General features: G+C 68.0%; 18 protein-coding genes and 2 pseudogenes. 7 read left to right on the top strand and 13 right to left on the bottom strand.

Translation table 11 applies throughout. The features are described 5' to 3' along the window. Nucleotides 1-131: 131 nt before the first annotated feature. A complete protein-coding gene (locus ACIQ8J_RS07695; protein ID WP_403268871.1) occupies nt 132-257 on the top strand; it encodes a hypothetical protein in 126 nt (41 codons plus the stop codon). Here the strand turns inward: ACIQ8J_RS07695 and ACIQ8J_RS07690 are convergent. From ACIQ8J_RS07690 to ACIQ8J_RS07680, 3 genes are all read right to left on the bottom strand, one after another. Next, nucleotides 254-1,000, bottom strand: coding sequence for a UbiX family flavin prenyltransferase (locus ACIQ8J_RS07690; RefSeq protein WP_403268830.1), 747 nt, complete (start codon nt 998-1,000; stop codon nt 254-256). The two genes, ACIQ8J_RS07695 and ACIQ8J_RS07690, sit on opposite strands and share 4 nt — an antisense overlap. Nucleotides 1,001-1,189: 189 nt before the next feature. Continuing rightward, nucleotides 1,190-2,092, bottom strand: a complete 903-nt coding sequence (mqnP, locus tag ACIQ8J_RS07685) for a menaquinone biosynthesis prenyltransferase MqnP (protein WP_403267969.1) — start codon at nt 2,090-2,092, stop codon at nt 1,190-1,192. A 79-nt stretch (nt 2,093-2,171) separates the two neighbouring features. Next, complete coding sequence (locus ACIQ8J_RS07680) at nt 2,172-3,629, bottom strand: menaquinone biosynthesis decarboxylase (RefSeq protein WP_403267967.1); 1,458 nt, start codon at nt 3,627-3,629, stop codon at nt 2,172-2,174. An 88-nt stretch (nt 3,630-3,717) separates the two neighbouring features. Between ACIQ8J_RS07680 and ACIQ8J_RS07675 the strand changes: the two genes are divergently transcribed. Then, on the top strand, nt 3,718-3,975 hold the full coding sequence (locus ACIQ8J_RS07675; protein ID WP_403267964.1) for a PLD nuclease N-terminal domain-containing protein: 258 nt from the start codon (nt 3,718-3,720) through the stop codon (nt 3,973-3,975). 21 nt (nt 3,976-3,996) lie between these two features. On the opposite strand, the gene ACIQ8J_RS07670 is transcribed toward ACIQ8J_RS07675, so the two are convergent. From ACIQ8J_RS07670 to hemL, 8 genes are all read right to left on the bottom strand, one after another. Further along, nucleotides 3,997-4,500 carry an SRPBCC domain-containing protein gene (locus ACIQ8J_RS07670; RefSeq protein ID WP_403267961.1) on the bottom strand — a complete coding sequence of 168 codons (504 nt, stop codon included), beginning with the start codon at nt 4,498-4,500 and terminating at the stop codon, nt 3,997-3,999. A gap of 25 nt (nt 4,501-4,525) precedes the next feature. Continuing rightward, nucleotides 4,526-5,611, bottom strand: coding sequence for a c-type cytochrome biogenesis protein CcsB (gene ccsB, locus ACIQ8J_RS07665; RefSeq protein ID WP_403267958.1), 1,086 nt, complete (start codon nt 5,609-5,611; stop codon nt 4,526-4,528). Further along, entirely contained in the window at nt 5,608-7,338 is a 1,731-nt protein-coding gene (locus ACIQ8J_RS07660) for a cytochrome c biogenesis protein ResB (RefSeq protein WP_403267955.1), read from the bottom strand. Before ACIQ8J_RS07660 ends, ccsB begins: the two co-directional genes overlap by 4 nt. A gap of 3 nt (nt 7,339-7,341) precedes the next feature. Further along, on the bottom strand, nt 7,342-8,103 hold the full coding sequence (locus tag ACIQ8J_RS07655; RefSeq protein ID WP_403267952.1) for a cytochrome c biogenesis CcdA family protein: 762 nt from the start codon (nt 8,101-8,103) through the stop codon (nt 7,342-7,344). Between the two features lie 7 nt (nt 8,104-8,110). Beyond that, a complete protein-coding gene (locus ACIQ8J_RS07650) occupies nt 8,111-8,719 on the bottom strand; it encodes a TlpA family protein disulfide reductase (RefSeq protein WP_403267949.1) in 609 nt (202 codons plus the stop codon). Nucleotides 8,720-8,796: 77 nt separating this feature from the next. After that, on the bottom strand, nt 8,797-10,041 hold the full coding sequence (locus tag ACIQ8J_RS07645) for a hypothetical protein (RefSeq protein ID WP_403267946.1): 1,245 nt from the start codon (nt 10,039-10,041) through the stop codon (nt 8,797-8,799). A 242-nt stretch (nt 10,042-10,283) separates the two neighbouring features. After that, complete coding sequence (locus ACIQ8J_RS07640) at nt 10,284-10,970, bottom strand: histidine phosphatase family protein (protein ID WP_403267943.1); 687 nt, start codon at nt 10,968-10,970, stop codon at nt 10,284-10,286. Beyond that, nucleotides 10,967-12,289, bottom strand: coding sequence for a glutamate-1-semialdehyde 2,1-aminomutase (gene hemL, locus ACIQ8J_RS07635; protein ID WP_403267940.1), 1,323 nt, complete (start codon nt 12,287-12,289; stop codon nt 10,967-10,969). The genes ACIQ8J_RS07640 and hemL overlap by 4 nt, the downstream gene beginning before the upstream one ends. 321 nt (nt 12,290-12,610) lie before the next feature. Between hemL and ACIQ8J_RS07630 the strand changes: the two genes are divergently transcribed. Both ACIQ8J_RS07630 and ACIQ8J_RS07625 read left to right on the top strand, forming a co-directional pair. Next, a complete protein-coding gene (locus ACIQ8J_RS07630; RefSeq protein ID WP_399054262.1) occupies nt 12,611-13,048 on the top strand; it encodes a hypothetical protein in 438 nt (145 codons plus the stop codon). A 203-nt stretch (nt 13,049-13,251) separates the two neighbouring features. After that, nucleotides 13,252-13,422: pseudogene (locus tag ACIQ8J_RS07625) on the top strand (DUF3631 domain-containing protein); the annotation flags it as partial. Here ACIQ8J_RS07625 and ACIQ8J_RS07620 read toward each other — a convergent pair. Further along, nucleotides 13,400-14,116, bottom strand: coding sequence for a glycosyl hydrolase family 18 protein (locus ACIQ8J_RS07620; protein ID WP_403268829.1), 717 nt, complete (start codon nt 14,114-14,116; stop codon nt 13,400-13,402). The pseudogene ACIQ8J_RS07625 and the gene ACIQ8J_RS07620 sit on opposite strands and share 23 nt — an antisense overlap. A 26-nt stretch (nt 14,117-14,142) precedes the next feature. Then, nucleotides 14,143-14,481, bottom strand: coding sequence for a hypothetical protein (locus ACIQ8J_RS07615; RefSeq protein WP_403267937.1), 339 nt, complete (start codon nt 14,479-14,481; stop codon nt 14,143-14,145). Between the two features lie 534 nt (nt 14,482-15,015). On the opposite strand from ACIQ8J_RS07615, the gene ACIQ8J_RS07610 reads away from it, so the two are divergent. From ACIQ8J_RS07610 to ACIQ8J_RS07600, 3 genes and pseudogenes are all read left to right on the top strand, one after another. Further along, the gene (locus ACIQ8J_RS07610; protein ID WP_403267934.1) at nt 15,016-16,812 is read left to right on the top strand and encodes a histidine decarboxylase; all 1,797 of its coding nucleotides are present in this window, start codon (nt 15,016-15,018) and stop codon (nt 16,810-16,812) included. 208 nt (nt 16,813-17,020) lie between these two features. Further along, entirely contained in the window at nt 17,021-17,941 is a 921-nt protein-coding gene (locus ACIQ8J_RS07605; protein WP_403267931.1) for a hypothetical protein, read from the top strand. Nucleotides 17,942-17,959: 18 nt separating this feature from the next. Then, nucleotides 17,960-18,359, top strand: a pseudogene (locus ACIQ8J_RS07600) (transposase); the annotation flags it as partial. Nucleotides 18,360-18,589: the final 230 nt, after the last annotated feature.

The raw sequence follows: 18,589 nt of genomic DNA, 5'->3' as shown, positions 1-18,589 counted from the left end.
CTTCCATTGTTCAGCGATTCCGCGAGTTTACGTGTAGAATCTAAGGCATGCAGGGTCAACACCCTGCGATTCATGCAGCTGTGTGGATAAATTTCCAGCAGATCAAAGACGATCTTTCAGGAGTTGTCACCGTGTACACGATCGAGATGGCCTACGCCCGGATGCGCGAGCTTCAGGACCTGGCCAACCGCTCTCGTGCCCACCAGCCGTCCGCGACGAAGCACCGCGCCGTGAAGCGCGCCGCCAAGAAGCGCTAACCCCGGCGGGAGCCTCCCCCAAGGTCTCGGCCTCGCTCGGCCAGGGGGGACCCCCTTCCGATCTCTCCCTCCCAACGGCGGTACAAGCCGTGCGGCACCCCTGCCGCATCCAGCACCCGCCCCGCGACGAAGTCCACCAGATCCTGGATGTGCGTCGCCCCCGCGTAGAACGCCGGAGAGGCGGGCAGCACCACGGCGCCCGCCTCGTCCAGCGTCACCAGATGCTTGAGCGTCTGGCCGTTCAGCGGCGTCTCACGCACCGCCACCACCAGCTTCCGCCGCTCCTTGAGCGTCACGCTCGCGGCCCGCTGCAGCAGATCCTTCGAGAGCCCCAGCGCCACCCCGGCCACACAGGCCGTCGACGCCGGCACGATGAGCATCCCCTTCACGGGGTACGAGCCCGACGAGGGCCCGGCGGCCAGATCCCCCGCCGCCCAGTGCCGTACGCCCTCCGTGCTCACCTCGAACGCGTCCGGCTTCCCGTCCGCGCCCCGCGCCAGCCAGGCCCTCAGATCGTCCTGCCAGTGCGCGTCCCGGAACGCGATGCCGGTCTCGTCGAGCAGGGTGAGCCGCGAGGCCCGCGACACCACGAGATCGACGCTCTCCCCGGCCGCGAGCAGCCCGCGCAGCACCGCCGCCGCGTACGGCGTCCCGGACGCACCCGACACCCCGACGACCCAGGGGGTGCGCTGCTGACTGTGTACGTTCACGTGCTCCACGTGTCCGAGCCTATCCGGCGGCATGGCGGCGGGGCGGGGCCAGGTGCCGTAGGGGGTGTCCGGTGGATCAGGGTCGGACAGGGCGCGGCGGCTGGTGCGGTGCATCGCAAGGCGCCGGAGCGTCTTCATAGCGGAGCTATGGGGACGTTTCGGCAACGCGGCGAGGTGCCGTGCCAGCCGCCGCGACCCCGGCCATGATCCGCCGGACACCCCCTAGACCGTCAGCCCCCGCACCAGGAGATCGAGCAGCGCGCACCCGAACAGGGCAATCCCGATGAAGCCGTTGACCTGGAAGAACGCCCGGTTGAGGCGGGACAGGTCGTGCGGCTTGACGAGGGTGTGCTCGTAGAGGAAGGCCCCGAGCACGATCAGCAGGCCCAGCCAGAAGAAGAATCCGGCACCGGTCGCAAGCGCGTACCAGACCAGCAGCGCCATCGTCACGGTGTGGCAGCCGCGGGCACCGTAGATCGCGGCCGGGATGCCGAACCGGGCCGGGACCGACTTCACGCCGTGGCCGCGGTCGGCCTCGACGTCCTGGCAGGCGTAGATCAGGTCGAAGCCGCCGATCCAGATGCCGATGGCGAGGCCGAGGATCACCGCGTCCCAGGACCATGCCCCGGTGATCGCGATCCAGGCGCCGACCGGGCCCATCGCCTGCGCGATGCCCAGGATGGCCTGCGGGAAGTTCGTGAACCGCTTGCCGTACGGATAGACCACCATCGGGATCACCGCGACCGGGGCCAGCGCCAGGCACAGCGGGTTCAGCGCGGCGGCCGCGCCGAGGAAGAAGACCAGGGCGATGAGCGCCCCCGTCCACGCGGAGCGCACCGACACCGCGCCGGTGACCAGTTCGCGGCCCGCGGTGCGCGGGTTACGGGCGTCGATCTCGCGGTCGATGATCCGGTTGCAGGCCATCGCGAAGGTGCGCAGCCCGACCATGGCGACCGTGACCAGGAGCAGCCGACCCCAGTGGACGCTCTTGTCCAGCTGGAACATCGCGGTCAGCGCGGCGGTGTAGGCGAAGGGCAGCGCGAAGACCGAGTGCTCGATCATGACGAGGCGCAGGAACGCCCTGGTGCGGCCCGGCTGCGGGACCGCTGCGGCGGCGCTGCTCACAGGCCGTACCCCGGTTCACCGCCGCGGAGGCGGGGAAACCCCGGCTCCGCGCTGCCGTTCTCCATCATCTGCCTCCGCCTCACAGCCCGTATTCCTTCCAACGCTTCGTCACCCGTTCCGCCGTATCCGGGTCCGACTCGACCATGGCGGGCCAGCCGCCGTCGCGGGTGTAGCCCTCCTCGGGCCACTTCGCGGTCGCGTCGATGCCCGCCTTGCCGCCCCAGAACTGCTGGTAGGAAGCGTGGTCGAGGTGGTCGACCGGTCCTTCGACGACGGTCAGGTCGCGGGCGTAGTCGGTGTTCCCGAAGGCCCGCCAGGACACCTCGTGCAGGTTGTGCACGTCGCAGTCGGCGTCCACCACCACGATCAGCTTGGTGAGCGACATCATGTGCGCCCCCCAGATCGCGTGCATGACCTTCTGCGCGTGCTTGGGGTACTTCTTGTCGATCGAGACGATCGCGCAGTTGTGGAAGCCGCCCGATTCCGGCAGGTGGTAGTCCACGATGTCCGGCACGATGATCTTGAGGAGCGGGAGGAAGAACCGCTCGGTGGCCCGGCCGAGCGGACCGTCCTCGGTCGGCGGCCGGCCGACCACGATGGACTGGAGCAGCGGGCGCCTGCGCATCGTCACGCAGTCGATCGTGAGCGCGGGGAACGGTTCCTGCGGGGTGTAGAACCCGGTGTGGTCGCCGAAGGGGCCCTCGGGGAGCATCTCGCCCGGCTCCAGCCAGCCCTCGATGACGACCTCGGCGTTGGCCGGGACCTGCAACGGCACGGTCTTGCAGTCGACCATCTCGATCCGCTTGCCCTGGATGAACCCGGCGAACAGGTACTCGTCGATGTCCCCGGGCAGCGGCGCGGTGGAGGCGTACGTCACGGCCGGCGGGCAGCCGAAGGCGATCGCGACGGGCAGCCGCTCGCCCTTCTTGGCGGCCACCGCGTAGTGGTTGCGGCTGTCCTTGTGGATCTGCCAGTGCATGCCGATGGTGCGCTTGTCGTGGCGCTGGAGGCGGTAGAGGCCGAGGTTGCGTACCCCGGTCTCGGGGTGCTTGGTGTGGGTGAGCCCCAGGTTGAAGAACGAGCCGCCGTCCTCGGGCCAGGTGAACAGCGCGGGCAGCCGGTCGAGGTCGACGTCGTCCCCGGTGAGCACGACCTCCTGGACGGGCGCGCTCTCCTGCTTCACCTTCTTCGGCGGCACGTGCACCATCGAGCCGAGCTTCCCGAAGGCCTCCCGGATCCCGACGAAGCCCTGCGGCAGCTCCGGCCTGAGCAGCCCGCCGATCTTGTCGCTGATGTCCGTGTACGACGTGAGGCCCAGCGCCTTGAGCAGGCGCCGGTCGGTCCCGTACACGTTCATGGCCAGCGGCATCGCGGCGCCCTTGACGTTCTCGAACAGAAGCGCCGGGCCGCCCGCCTTGTTGACCCGGTCGACGATCTCGCCGACTTCGAGGTACGGGTCGACTTCGGCCTTGATGCGCTTGAGGTCGCCCTCGCGCTCCAGCGCCCTGAGCAGCGAGCGGAGATCGTCGTAAGCCATGGGGTCAAGTATCGGGCACCCGATACCCTGGGCCTGTCACCGGGGCCGAGGCACGGCCCGCAACCGCTCCCGGGGGGACCGCCCAACCATGCTCAGGTATCTGCCGTTCCTGCTGGTCCTGGCGCTGTGGATCTACGCGTTCATCGACTGCCTCAACACTCCGGAACAGGACGTCAAGGGCCTGCCCAAGGTGGTGTGGATCATCATCGTGCTGCTCTTCGGCGAGGTCCTGGTCGGCCCGGTCGCCTGGCTGGTGGCCGGCAAGGTGCGGCGGGCGCCCGCGCGGTACGTCGCCCCCGACGACAACCCGGAGTTCCTGGCCTCCCTGAACAGGGACGAGCCGTAGGGATCCCCCGCGTCGTCGCCGCTACGACCGGTTGACGTAGGTGTCCCTCAGCTCCCGCCAGCGCTCCGTCGACCAGGACGACCAGTCCTTGGGCCGCCCGTCCAGCGCGTCGGCGAGGAACTCGAAGTGGTTGTGCCAGCCGGCCAGGCAGTCCAGACGCAGCGATTCGCTGCCGGGGAACTCGTTGGTGAAGCGGACGACGGTGGCGTCCGGGCCCTCCGGTTCCAGGTGGAAGCGGATGCGGCCGTGCAGGTCGACCGTGTACTCGGCGACGTGCTCGGCGTCCCAGGCCGTGACGGTCCCGCTGTGCACCCCGTCGGCCCCGTCGTTCAGCCAGCGCAGCGTGACCGCGCCGCCGAGCCGGGGTTCGAGGACATCGGCGGCGGCGAGCCAGCCGGGCAGCCCCTCGGGCGTCGTGACGGCCGCCCAGACCTGGTCCACGGGATGCGGCAGATGCAGCTCGTAGTGGAGCAGCCAGGCACCGTCCTGAAACGCGCTGGTGCCATAACCAAGGAACTCGGTCATGGCACCAGTCTCTCTCCGTACGGGACTACACGCCTGCGTAGGAGTGCTTTCCGTTCACGAAGATGTTGACGCCGTAGTAGTTGAACAGCCAGCAGCCGAACGCGATCAGCGCGACGGTGGCGGCCTTGCGGCCCTTCCAGCCGGCGGTGGCGCGGGCGTGCAGGTAGCAGGCGTACGCGACCCAGGTGATGAAGGACCAGACCTCCTTGGGGTCCCAGCCCCAGTAGCGGCCCCAGGCGTCGCCCGCCCAGATCGCGCCCGCGATGATCGTGAACGTCCACAGCGGGAAGACGGCCGCGTTGACGCGGTACGCGAACTTGTCGAGCGAGGCGGCGGCCGGGAGGCGCTCCATGACCGAGGTCGCGAAGTTGCCGGGCGTGCCGCCCTCGGCGAGCTTGGTCTCGTACTTGTCGCGGAAGAGGTACAGGATCGTGGCGACCGCGCCGACGTAGAAGACCGCGCCGCAGAAGATCGCGGTGGAGACGTGGATCCACAGCCAGTACGAGTGCAGCGCGGGAACGAGCTGGTCGCTGGCGGTGTAGAGGACGGTGACCGCGAGGCCGAGGTCCAGCAGGACCGTGGTGACCAGCGGAAGGCCGAGCCAGCCGATGTTCTTCTTCAGGGCGAGGAGCGTGAGGTACACGCCGACCGCGACCGTGGAGAAGGTCAGGTTGAACTCGTACATGTTGCCCCACGGCGCCCGCTGCACGGACAGCGCGCGGGTCAGCACACCGCAGAACTCGATGAGGAAGGCGAGGACCGTCAGCGAGACGGCGATGCGGCCGTAGAGGTCGCCCTTCTCGTCGCCGCCGGAGGCGCCGGGGCCGTCCGGGACGTCGCGGGCGCCGGAGACGGACCGCGTCACGATCTTGGGGCGTTCCAGGACGGCGGTGCCGCCGTTCTTGGTGGCGACCTCGACCTTGACGGTGCCCTGGCCGTCCTGCGCGGCACCGGTCAGCGCGGCCGCCGTGCGGGCGACCTTGCTGCGGCTGCCGAAGAGCCACTCGGCCATGTTGGCGAAGAAGGCCAGCAGGTACACGGCCATCGACGAATAGATCAGGTAGTTGCTGGTGTGCGCCAGGCTCTCATTGGTGGCGGCGGCGAGATTCACTTCTCAGCCCCTTCGGCAGGAACAACTGAGGATTCGGGTTCGGGATCCGGCGCGGTCGGCGCCTGCGGGATGAGCGTGACCGCGAGATCGGCCAGCTCCTCGGGTAGCTTCGCGGACTCACTGCGGCCGAGCCCGGCCATCTCGACGACGGTGACTCCGTCGTCGCCCGTGACGGCCCGGACCCAGATCCGGCGCCGCTGGATGAACAGGGAGCCGGCGAGTCCGGCGATGGCACCGATCGCGCCGGTGAGGGCGAGACCGTTGGCCGGCTGGTGGGAGATCTGGAAGCTCGCCCACTGCTTGATCGCGCCGGGTCCCTTGTCGAAGGTGATCGACCCGGCGCCGTCGGGCAGGTCCAGGCTCTCGCCCGGCAGCAGCAGCTTCTTGAGGATGTTGCCCTTGGCGTCCTTGAAGGGCTTGATGGAACGGCTGCTCGTGTCCAGCTGGTACACGTTCTTCGGCAGGCCCGAGTCGACGCCGAGGTCGCCGTGGTAGGCGCCGATGTTGAGGACCGGGAAGTCGAGGGCGGGGAACTGCGAGAACATCTGGCCGGTGCCCCTGCCGCCGAAGGTCGGCACGAAGAACGCGGCGAAACCGAGCTGGTCCTTGTTGCCCTTGGCGTCGCGGTAGCCGTCGAGCACCTTGATGGCGCCGCTGGACGTGATGTTGTTGTCCATCGGCAGCAGCGGCACCGCGCCGTGGAAGACGACCTGGCCCCGGCCGTCCTTCACGGTGACCGTCGGCGCGTAGCCGTGCGCGAGCAGGTAGACCTTCGAACCGTCCACGTCGAGCGGCTTGTTGACCTCGACGGTCTTCTCCTGGGGCTTGCCGTTGGCACCCTCGGAGTAGGTGAGGTGGGCCTTGAACTCGCGGGCCGTGCCCTTCTCGGGCCCGGTGCGCTCATAGGTCGCGTCGAACCGGTCCAGGGTGAAGCTGAACGGCGCCAGGTCCTCGGTGTTGAACAGCGAGCCGGACTTGAAGTCGTCGAACTGCGTGAGCGTGTTGGAGAACCCGTCGCCCTGGACGACGAGCTTGTGGCCCTCTGACTTGAAGAGCTGCCCGGTGGCGAACGCCACCAGGATCACGATCAGCGACACATGGAAGACCAGGTTGCCGGCCTCGCGCAGGTAGCCCTTCTCGGCGGCGACCGCGTCCCCGCTGATCCGGGAGCGGAAGCGGCGCTTCTTGAGCATCGCGAGCGCGGCCTCGCGGACCTGCTCGGGCTCGGCCTCGGTCCGCCAGATCGTGTACGCGGGCAGCCGGGTCAGGCGGCCGGGCGCGGCCGGCGGCAGACCGCGCAGCTGGCCGACGAACTGCCAGGTGCGCGGCACGATGCAGCCGATGAGCGAGATGAACAGCAGGATGTAGATCGCGGAGAACCACACCGAGCTGTAGACGTGGAACAGGCCGAGCTTCTCGTAGATCGGCGAGATGGTGTCGTGCCGCTTCTGGAAGTCGGCGACCTTCATCTCGTCGACGCTGGTCTGCGGGATCAGCGAGCCGGGGATGGCGCCGAGCGACAGCAGGAAGAGCAGGATCAGCGCGACCCGCATCGACGTCAACTGCCGCCAGAACCAGCGGATCCAGCCGATGACGCCGATGCCGACGGGGGCGTTGGAGCGCTCCTCGGTGGGGGCGGTCGAGAGCTGCGCCCCGGCCGCGCCGAGATCGGGCTCCGGCCCGGCTTCGCCGAGGTCGGGCCCCGGAGTCGATTCGGTCTTGCTCATGCGTCAGACACCCACCTGAAAGCCTTGGGACCAGCCCTGCACCTGCTGGACGAGCTCCGCCCAGGCGCCGGTCAGCAGCAGCACCCCGGTCACGATCATCATGCCGCCGCCGATCCGCATCACCCATGCGTAGTGCTTCTTGACCCAGCCGAAGGCGCCGAGCGCCTTGCGGAAGGCGACCGCCGCCAGCACGAACGGCAGCCCGAGGCCGAAGCAGTACGCGACCGTCAGTATCGCCCCGCGCCCCGCGCTCGCCTGGTCCATCGCCAGCGCGTTCACTGAGGTGAGCGTCGGCCCGAGGCACGGCGTCCAGCCGATGCCGAAGAGCGCGCCGAGCACCGGCGCCCCCGCCAGACCCGTCACCGGCCGCTTGTGGACACGGAATTCGCGCTGCGTCATCCAGGGCATGAGCCCCATGAAGAAGACGCCCATCAGGATCATCAGCACCCCGAGGATCTTGGAGAGCGTGTCCCCGTGGTCCTGGAGGTTCTTGCCGAAGTAGCCGAACAGCGCGCCGCCGGAGACGAAGACCGCGGTGAAGCCGAGGACGAACAGGCTCGCGCCCGCGACCATCCGGCCGCGCCGCGCCTCGGCCAGGTCGGTTCCGGTGACTCCGGTGACGTACGAGAGATAGCCGGGGACCAACGGCAGTACGCAGGGCGAGAAGAACGAGACAAGGCCGCCGAGTACGGCGACGGGCAGGGCCACGAGCAGGGCCCCGCTGAACACCGTCTCGTTCATTCCGCCGACGGCGGCCAGTGCCATCACAAGATCACTTCTCCGCGATCAGCGGGTCGATCATCTGGTGCAGCTTGGTGTCGTCCAGCGCCATCAGGGCGCGTGCGGCGATCTTTCCGTTCCGGTCGAGAACGATGGTCGAGGGAATGGCCTGCGGATTCAGGCTGCCCTTCGGAAAACGCAGAATGAGCTTGCCGATCGGGTCGTACAGACTCGGATAGTCGACGCCGAATTGCTTCTCGAACTGCTGGGCCGGGCCCTTGTCCGTGTCACGGGTATTGATCCCGACGAACTCGACGCCCTTGGCCTTCGTCTCCTTGGAGACCTTGGCCAGATACGGCGCCTCCGCCCGGCAGGGCGCGCACCACGAGCCCCACACATTCAGGACGACGACCTTGCCCTTGAGACTGGCGACGTCGAACTGCTTGCCGTCGACGGTGTCGCCGGACAGCTCGGGGGCGTTCTTGCGGTCGCCCTTGGCCACGGTGGAGATGCCGCCGGTGCCGGTGACGAACTTGGTGTCACCGGAACCACCGGACGTACCGCCGGAACCGCAGGCCGCCAGGGTCAGCGCACCGGCGGCCGCGGCAACCGCGGCCAGCGTCAGGGTGCGACGGCGTCGGAAGGCAGGACTCACGGACATGTGAAAAGTTTCGCATGGCGGTTCCGGGGATCTTCCGCGCCCCCCTGACTGCCCGGAAAGCCCCTTGTCAGGAGCGTCTAAACAGACTTCATGAACGCGTTCCAGCCACCGGCGGGGGCCTGTCCCACGTCGAGCGTACGGAGCTTGGCGAGCACCTTCGGGTCCTGAACGTCGAGCCAGTCGACGTACTGCTTGAAGGAGACGAGCCTCACATCCTTCTTCTCGTCCCGCTGCGCCGCGATGCCCTTGAACGCCTCCTCGACGGCGTCCATGTAGATGCCGCCGTTCCACTGCTCGAAGTGGTTTCCGATGTGGAACGGCGCGCGATTGGTTTCGTAGGCGCGCTTGAATCCGGCGAGATAGGAATCGGTGGCCTGCTTGCGCCAGCCGGGATAGTTCGACGGCGGCGCCTTGGTCGAATTCTTCGACTGGTTGTACAGCATGTTGTAGTCCATCGAGAGGACCTGGAAGGAATGCCCGGGGAAGGGTATTTGCTGGAGCGGCAGGTCCCACAGGCCGTGCCGCTTGACCGGCCACACCTGGAGCCCGCCGGGCGAGGAGGCGTCGTAGCGCCAGCCCATCTTCTGCGCGGTGGGCAGCAGGTTGTCCTGGCCGAGCAGACAGGGCGTGCGGCCGCCGGCGAGCTCGTGCCGGTAGTCGAACGGCAGCGGGTCCTCGTCCGTCAGGCCGGTGTTGGTCTTCCACTTGGTGACGAAGTCGATCGCCTGGTCTATCTCGCTCTGCCACTGGGCCGGGGTCCAGTGCTCGACGGTGCCGCGCCCGGAGCAGAAGTGGCCGTTGAAGTGGGTGCCTATCTCATGGCCGTCGGTCCACGCCTGGCGGACGTACTTCAGCGTCTCCTTGATGTGCGGATCGGAGAGGTAGCCGATGTCGGAGGCGCCGACGGGGTTGTTCGGCGGCTGGTAGAGCCGCTTCTTCTCCTCGGGCAGCAGATACAGCCCGGAGAGGAAGAACGTCATGCCCGCGCCGTGGTCCTTGGCGAGCTGGAGGAAGCGCGGGAAGAGGCCGTTGCCGACCTCGCCGGCGCCGTCCCAGGAGAAGACGACGAACTGGGGCGGGGTCTGGCCGGGTTCGAGCGGGACGGGCTTGTCGGGCTGGTGCGGCTGCTTGCCGGTGTCCGATGTGGAACCGTCGCCTATCAGTTTCGCGTCGGCCTTCTTGGCGGCCGCGTCGTCGCCCTTGCCACCCGATCCGCCGCCCGATCCGTTCTGGCCGCAGCCGGCCAGCCCAGCCGCAGCGGCGGCCCCAAGACCCAGTCCGAGCATGCCCCTTCGGCTGAAGTTCCGACCGATCTCCCGCATGTGTCCGTCCGTCCCCATCGCGTCGCACCGTCGTCTCGTCGTCCACGAAGCCCAAGCGCGTCACCGCAGTTGGACAATGTGTGGGATGCCGGGAGGAACGGGATGGTTCCCCCCTTACCGCACAAATCTTCGTAAACCGTACGAGAGGTTGAGCGGGGACGGGACGGCGGGTCGGGCGGTGGCGGCACGGGCCGCCGGGCCGCCCGGAGCGGGCGGGTCCGGCTGCCGGAGGGGGGCGGGCGTCAGGCGCCGAAGGCCTTCGACTTGCCCTTGACCGGCTTGGCACCGGCCAGCAGATGCGCCGGTACGAGATCGCGGGCGGGCTCGCTGTAGCCCACGGACACGATCCGGTCACCCTGATAGGTGAAGCTGGTCAGCGAGGCCAGCGTGCACTGCCGCTTGCGCGGGTCGTGCCACAGCCGCCGCTTCTCCACGAAGCTGCGCACGATCCAGATCGGCAGCTGGTGGCTGACGCACACCGCCTCGTGACCGCGCGCCGCGTCGCGCGCCGCGTCCAGCGCGCCCATCATCCGTACCACCTGCTCGACGTACGGCTCGCCCCAGGACGGCTTGAATGGGTTCGTCAGGTGCTTCCAGTTGGCGGGCTTGCGGAGCGCGCCGTCGCCGACCCCGAAGGTCTTGCCCTCGAAGACGTTGCCCGCCTCGATGAGCCGCGGGTCGGTGGCCAGGTCCAGGCCGTGCACCTTGGCGATCGGGGTCGCCGTCTCCTGGGCGCGCTCCAGGGGGGAGGCGACGACATGGGTGACGTCGCGCCCCGCAAGGTGCTCGGCCACCCGGTCGGCCATCTGCCGGCCGAGCTCGGAGAGGTGGTAGCCGGGCCGGCGCCCGTAGAGCACCCCGTCCGGGTTGTGCACCTCGCCGTGGCGCATCAGGTGCACGACGGTGATGTCGCTCTTGCTGTCACTCATGCGGTGGCCTCCGCTGCGGCACGGGCGGCGGCGGGCAGCGCGGCCGCGATGCGTTCGATCGCGCGCTCGTCGTGGGTGGTCGACACGAACCAGGACTCGAAGGCCGACGGCGGCAGGTAGACGCCCTGCGACAGCATCGAGTGGAAGAACCCGTTGAAGCGGAAGGCTTCCTGCTTCTTCGCGTCGTCGTAGTCGCGGACTTCGGCGTCCGTGAAGAAGACGGAGAACATGTTGCTCGCGGTCTGCAGCCGGTGGGCGACGCCCTCCTTGCTGAGCGCGGCCGTGACGAGCGCCTGGATCTCGCTCGACACGGCGTCGACCTTGGCGTACGCCGCGTCGTCGAGCAGCCGCAGCTGGGCGAGGCCGGCGGCGGTGGCGACGGGGTTCCCGGAGAGGGTGCCCGCCTGGTAGACGGGGCCCGCCGGAGCGAGGTGGCCCATCACGTCGGCGCGGCCGCCGAACGCCGCGGCCGGGAAGCCGCCGCCCATGACCTTGCCGAAGGTCATCAGGTCCGGCCTGACGCCGTCGACGCCGAACCAGCCGGCCTTGGACGTACGGAACCCGGTCATCACCTCGTCGGAGATGTACAGCGCGCCGTTCTTCGCACAGGCCGCCTTGAGCCCGGCGTTGAAACCGTCCCTGGGCGGTACGACGCCCATGTTGCCGGGCGACGCCTCGGTGATCACACAGGCGATCTCGCCGGGGTGCGCGTGGAAGGCGGCGTGCACCGCGTCCAGGTCGTTGTACGGCAGCACGATCGTGTCGCCGGCCTGGGCACCGGTGACCCCGGGGGTGTCCGGGAGGCCGAAGGTGGCGACCCCGGAACCGGCGGCGGCCAGCAGCGCGTCCACGTGACCGTGGTAGCAGCCGGCGAACTTGATCACCTTGGCGCGGCCGGTGAAGCCGCGGGCCAGGCGGATCGCGGACATGGTCGCCTCGGTGCCGGAGGACACCAGGCGGACCTGCTCGACCGGTTCGACCCGGGCGACGATCTCCTCGGCGAGCGCGACCTCGCCCTCGCCGGGCGTACCGAAGGAGGTGCCGCGGGCGACGGCCTCCTGCACGGCGGCGACGACCTCGGGGTGTGCGTGCCCGAGGATCATCGGACCCCAGGAACACACCAGGTCGACGTACTCGCGGCCGTCGGCGTCGGTCAGGTAGGGACCCGTACCGGACACCATGAACCGGGGCGTACCGCCCACGGCGCGGAAGGCACGGACGGGGGAGTTCACGCCGCCGGGCGTCACGGCGGAAGCGCGGTCGAAGAGGTTCTGCGAAACTGGGGCGTCGTATTCGTACGGATAGCTCACACACGCCATGGTGGCAGAGGGCCGGACGTTCTTGCGGACTGGTGTTTCACCGCACCCGCGCGGGGGAGGTCAATGACACGATGATCCGCAGATGATCGAGTTGCATCGGCGGATCATCGGGTTGCGCGGTGGGGGCCGCGCCATCTACAAAGCAGTCGGGCTACAAGCAGTCGGGTGAAAGATATGCATCGCGGTGGCGGACTGGGCGAAGGGACCGACGACCGGGGTCCCGAGCGCGCCCACCGTCGGGGACGGCACCGGCGACGCGACGCCCAGGACCGGATCGAACGGGTCGCGGGCGGCGCAGGGGCGGGGAACGGGAGTGGCCGGATGGGGGTGACCTACAAGTACTTCGGCGCCCCCGACGGCGCCACGGCGGCCCGGGTGCCCGTGACCATGCGCCCCGAGGAACTCGGCGGTGACGAGCTGGGCATGGGCGGCATGTTCACCAAGATCAAACCGGAGACGGTGGCCGCCATGGTCCTCACCGGCATCCAGGGCATACCGCTGCACAAGGTGCCGCCCCTGGAACTGGTCGTCCTGCACCCCGACTACGCTGTGGTCAAGCTCCCCATGACCGTCGTCGACCCGCTGCGCGGCGTCGGCGAGGAGTCGGTCGGCGCCGCCGCCTTCATCTGGTCCACGGTCCCCGACCGCGGCGGCCCACGCGACGCCTTCAACGTCTACCAACTCCTGCACGAATGGCAGGACTTCTCACACCGTTTGCACGACGCGGGGCATCAGGCTTACTGCTTGGTGTGGCCCTGACCTGCGGGTTCAGGCGATCTGCGCAGCCCCTTCCAGGTGCTGCGCCCCGCCTGCCCGAGGGCAGCCGTCAGGAGGCGAGGGCACATTGAGGGCACATGCCGTTGGTTTGCTGCCCTGCTGTGCCCTGAGTGTCGGCCGCGCTGTCGCCGACAAACGCCGCATCGATCCCATTGCGCGTACGGGCCTGCACTGGCGGGCAGCAGATGCGTGTACAGGCGGACAGCCCCGATGTGCTGAGCACCCGGATTCTGCTCGCCGCGCTCCATGAGGATGCGGAGTCCCCGTGGCCGGAGTACGGCACCAAGGGCCTGACCTTGTGCCATCTGCCCACCCTGCTGCGGGAGTTCGGCATCAGCCCGCCCAACCACCGCTTCGACAAGGGCAAGCGGGCCAAGCCGTACGCCCGAAACAGGTTCCTCGACGCCTGCGAGCGACACATCCCCGCCCCCGCCCAGCAACCGGCGCCCCTGCCTTCGCCCAGGCGTCGACCGCCGTCTCCACCGACAGCTTCCCGGGGCTCGGGTCACCGTCGATCAGGTGCAGCGCGGACTGGTGGTTGTTGAAGCAGCTCTCCCGGCACTCGAACGCGCCGTGCAGGTCGTAGCCCTGCAAATCGCCGTAGTCGAGGTACTTCACGACCTCCGGCACGTCCCAGCCCGCCTTGATGAGCGCGGGGTCGGCCGGCAGGAAGGCGGTCAGCAGGTACTTGCCGCCGTCCTGCCGCGCAGGCAAGGCGTCGAGCTGTTCGCGGAACTCCGTCAGCAGCAGCGGGAGGTTCTTCTTGTCGTCGTCGCTGTGGAGGTTGCCCGGCAGGCCCTTGTCGGTGCCCGGCCGCTCCCAGTCGCTGTCGATGCCGTCGAAGATCCCGGCGGCCACGCCGTCACCTCCGTAGACCGCCCGCTTCTGTCCCGGGAAGCTCTTGGTGTCCGTCCAGATCTTGGTGGTCAGGCTGCCCCGGATGCAGAGGTCGATGCAGCACTTGACGAACTCCTTGCGGTGCTCGGGCCTGGCTGCCTGCGAGAAGTTCCGGGAGTACGTCCAGCCGCTGAACCAGATCAGCACCTTCAGCTCCGGGTGCTTGGCCTTGAGCTTCCTCAGCTGGTTGAAGTCGCCCTTGAGGTGGTTGGGGCTGTTCCAGTCGGGACGGCCTTGCCGTCGACGGACTCCGCGGCCAGGAACGGCCTCACCCAGTCGGCGTCGGCGTCCCCGACGTCCTTGCCGCCGTCCGCGTGGCCCGGGTTCTTGTTCGGCGCGGTCGCGGCGAAGGCTCTGTAGCCGGAATGGATCGGGGTGTCGGAGGAGATGTTGGCGAAGGCATAGTTGAGGATCGTCAGCCGCTCCGCCGTGCCGTTCTCATGCAGGTCCCGCAGGAAGAACTTCCGGGCGTAGACCGCCCACTGCGGGTAGTGGCCGTGGTACTGAACCGTGTCCACTGGCGACCTCCGGTCGCTCGCCCCCATGACGCCCGCCGATGTGCGTACGGCGCCCTGTCCGGCGCATCACTACCTACCGGAGCGGGCCATCCTGGTCGTCCTTTCAGGAGAGCGCCCCCAACCGGTCCTCACACCGCCCGGCGCCCCGCGACGACTCGGCCCCTCATTGGGATGCGCGAACACGATCGGTCTGTGCGGTATCCCGATGGGGGGTCTGACCGCCAAGCAGCGGGCTCAATGCCAACGGGATACACCCGCCACCAAGATCACTGTCACCCCGAACCGAAACCTTGGTATCCACTGGGCCGCACCCGGCAACTCGGCACACCCAAGCACCGGGGCGGCGTATACCGGCGACGCCTGGGCGGGCGCCAAGTTCTATACACACGTTCGATTTCAACCATACATACGTTCGACCATACGGGGGGAATGCGGGACTTTTCGAAAGTGTCTGCGGCATAGTCGGAGCGGTGGATGCCCACGCTGGCTGCCAGGTGCGAAGGACCGCACCACGAGCCGATGGGAGCACGCAGCATGACGGTCGATCAGTCCGGCCCAGAAACTGTCACCAACATTCCGTTCGGTCCCGACCACGAGACCTGGGAGGAGATCCTGCAGAGCCAGGGACTCCACAACGGCCAGGCCGGGCTGGTCAGCGGACCGCTCAAGGACCCCGCCCACGAATACCCGAAGGAGCCGGGAATCGACGCGCGCGACTTCCAGATCGCGGGTCATGCCCTCACCGAGGTCCAGCGTCGCAAGGCTCTGGACGCCATGGAGAAGTACCTCACCTACAAGCGTGACCACATGCTGGGCTACCAGTTCAGCCAGGACACCGACGGCAGCAGGCGGGACCTCTCGCGGTTCCTGGACTTCCACGTCAACAACATGGGTGATCCGTTCGACCGCGGCGGCTACAAGCCCAACACCCGGGTCGCCGAGCGCGCGGTGCTGGACTACTTCGCGTCCCTGTGGCACGCGAAATGGCCGCACAACCCCAAGGACGGGGAGTCGTACTGGGGGTACATGACCTCGATGGGCTCCACCGAGGCCAACCTCTACGCGTTGTGGAACGCACGCGACTACCTCTCGGGCAAGGCGCTCCTGAAGACCAGTTCCGACAGCGGGGAAACCCTCACCTATGTGGAGCCCCAGATGTCGGGCGAGAACGAGAAGTTCTTCACCCCCGTCGTCTTCTACTCGCAGGACACCCACTACTCCTTCGGCAAGGGGATGAGGGTGCTGGGGATGTACAACGTCTACGGCGCGGCGCAGAAGTTCAAGTACATCAAGAACGACGAGTGTCCCGTCGACGGCGGCTGGGAGAGTTGCCGGGACGGCGTTCCCTCCGACGCCAACGGCGAGGTCGACATCATGAAACTCGTCAGCCTCGTCGACTTCTTCGTGAAGAAGGGGCACCCGATCCTGGTGAGCCTCAACTACGGCAGCACCTTCAAGGGCGCGCATGACAACGTCGAGGAGATCTGCGGCAAGCTGCTCCCGCTCTTCAAGGACAAGCACCTTGAGCACGAATTGACCTACGGACGCGGAATGAAGGTGACGCGTCGCCGCTTCTGGATTCACGTCGACGGGGCGCTCGGCGCGGGGTACGGACCGTTCATGCGGATGGCCTCGAAAGAACCGCACGTCTTCAACTGGACCCCCGAGATCACGCTCCCGGAGTTCGACTTCGGTCTGCGGGCGAAGGTGAAGAACGGCAAGAAGGTCGACATGGTCTCGTCCATCTCCATGAGCGGCCACAAATGGCCCGGCGTCCCCTGGCCTTGCAGCCTGTACATGACCAAGGTCAAATACCAGATGGCACCGCCCGCGGAAGTGCCGGTGATCGGCTCCAAGGACACCACCTTCGCCGGCTCGCGCAACGGGTTCTCCCCTCTGGTGATGTGGAACCAATTGGCCCAGCTCTCCTACAGCGACCAGGTCGAGCGCTGCCGCATCGCGATGGAACTGGCGGAGTACATGGAGCGCCGGCTCAAGGGACTCGACATCACGCCCTCCCTTGAGGTCGCGCGGACCCCCGGGTCCTTCAGCGTCCGATTCCGCCGCCCCAACACGCGCCTGCTCGCCAAGTGGTCGATGTCCGAGGTCGGCGATCACGTCCACGCGTTCGTCATGCCGTCGACCACACGCGAGGAGATCGACGAACTCGTCTACGACCTCCAGACCAGTGACGCCTTCATCGAGCCCACTCCGCCGATCAAGGTGGAGGACTCCTGGGATGCCCAGCTGGCCGCCCTTCCCGCAGTGCACCTCGCCGATGGATTCATCTCCCTGGGCGGCGTTCCCCTCAGCGGACGTGGCATGGAATAGGCGTGACCCGCGAGGGAGTTCTCCCCAGCCCGGCCCGGAAGGGCTCCCTCGCGTGAACACTCCGCGCGATACCACTCGATCGGGGTCTTTGTCGCAGCTGTGTGTGACGCCGGAGGATCGGTTCCGCAGCGACAGGAAGGGGCCGGTAAATTCCCCTTATCAGTAACATCGGCCCTTTTCCGTCTCCGCCGGCGTCGACAATTCCGTCATGACGCAAACACCCCCCACCCTCACCGTGTCGGCCGAGACCTATATGGAGCCGCCGCCGCCCTTCTACGTCACGAACGAGCAGGAACGGCGACTGCGGATCCAGGCCGAACGGATCGAACCGGCGCTCGTCATCTCCCAGCCGTCCTCGTTCGACGAGTACGTCCGCCAGCTCATGGTTCCCCCGGCCGTCATGGACCTCGCCCACAAGGCCGCCAGCATCCGGCTCTCCGCCTGGGAGATCCAGGCGATCCGCTGGCATCTCGACCCCCGCACGGACAGCACGCCCCGGCTGCTGCGGCAGATCCTGCACGACAAGGTCTACGGCAAGAAGGGCGACCGCAGCCATCCGCCGTACATCCGGGTGGCCTGCACCGGCAAGGGCTTGTACGACAGCCTGGCCAGACAGCGGCACGGAGTCCCGGAGCCGGCTTTCGACAAGAACGCGAAATACGGCTCACCGGTGGTCCTGGAGATCTGGCCGGCGCAGCACTATTCGCCGATCCACTCGCACGGCAACACAACGGGGATCATCTACTGTCTCGCCGGACAGCTCGACGTCATGTCGTACAAAACGCTGGACTGGGACGCCGAGAAGCGCGGGCTGGTGACGCTCACACCCGGCCAGTGCGCGTGGCTGACCCGAGACACGTACGCCGTGCACAAGGTGTTCTGCCCGATGGACGGCGGAGCCATGAGCAGTGACGGACTCATGAACGACAGCGCCGAATTCGGGGCGAGTTTCCATGTGTATCTCAATGAGAAGGAGGTGCACCTGGACGCGTACGAGGGAGCCGACCTCACCCGCGAAGTCTTCGAGTACATCCATGAGACCAAGCGCACGAAGGAGAAGTTCACCACGTACTCCGACCTCTCGTGGCCGGTCCTGCGTGAGGTCCTCGCCAGGACCCCGCTCGAATAGCCCGCGGGCCGTCCTCGCCGCATGCACTTCATGGTCTTCACCGAGACCTTCGACTCGGCTGTGATGTGCCGCTTCCTCACCCGGCTCGTCAGCCACTTCGACCACAAGATCCGCCTCGTGGTCGACGGGCACTCAGCGCACCGCTCGAAGACGGTGCGGGACTGGCTCGCCGATCATGCCGAGGAGATCGAGCTGGGCCACCTGCCGCCGTACTCGCCCGAGTTGAACCCTGACGAGCTCGTCAACGCGGACTTGAAGCACAGCCTCCCCAAGAGCCACCGGGCCCGGAACCAGGACCCGACTCGCCACCGAGACCCGCCGGTTCTTCCGCCGACGCCAATGCCGGCCCCACATCGTCCGCGGCTACTTCCACGGCCCCCACGTCCGCGACCCCCTCAACGAGAACCGTTTGAGTTTCTGCTCAATGGTAGAGATCCAGAAGTCCACCCTTCTGGAAAAAGAATGCCAGCCTGTGGGGCCGGGGCCGCGAAGGCCGAATCCGCCGGGCCGACCTGCGGGGCATAGGCGCGCCGGACCGGGCTTGCAAGTCCGGCCTGCGGGCCGGTGCCGCGAGGGCCCGGTTCTCGCGCGGCTGGGTTCTCGGCGTGGCTCTCGGGGCCCGGCTCCGAGGCGGCCGCCAGCGGCTTG

The sequence above is a fragment of the Streptomyces sp. NPDC094147 genome (genome assembly GCF_044764265.1).
Taxonomy (GTDB): domain Bacteria; phylum Actinomycetota; class Actinomycetes; order Streptomycetales; family Streptomycetaceae; genus Streptomyces.
The sequence above is the reverse complement of the archived record's forward strand: the minus strand, read 5'-3'. Positions and strand labels throughout refer to the sequence as shown.